The organism is Klebsiella spallanzanii, assembly GCF_902158555.1.
Lineage (GTDB): Bacteria > Pseudomonadota > Gammaproteobacteria > Enterobacterales > Enterobacteriaceae > Klebsiella > Klebsiella spallanzanii.
The window spans coordinates 1-304 of the sequence record NZ_CABGGS010000042.1 but is presented as its reverse complement, the minus strand read 5'-3'; the positions used below and the strand labels follow the sequence as shown (position 1 = coordinate 304).

Genomic DNA, 304 nt, shown 5'->3' with positions numbered 1-304 from the left:
TGCTGGTTCGTGAGTGAAAGGCACAACCCGTTAATATCTCAAAACTGGCTCAGCGAGTCACGTTTGAGATATTTGCTCTTTAAAAATCTGGATCAAGCTGAAAATTGAAACGACACACTGTTAATGGTGTGTTCGAGTCTCTCAAATTTTCGCGACACGAGGGTGTTTTACGAAACATCTTCGGGTTGTGAGGTTAAGCGACTAAGCGTACACGGTGGATGCCCTGGCAGTCAGAGGCGATGAAGGACGTGCTAATCTGCGAAAAGCGTCGGTGAGGTGATATGAACCGTTATAGCCGGCGATG

At 47.0% G+C, this 304-nt stretch carries 1 rRNA gene; it reads left to right on the top strand.

Annotated features, from left to right (window positions below):
• Nucleotides 1–191: 191 nt before the first annotated feature.
• Nucleotides 192–304 (top strand): 23S ribosomal RNA (locus FN082_RS20575); the annotation flags it as partial.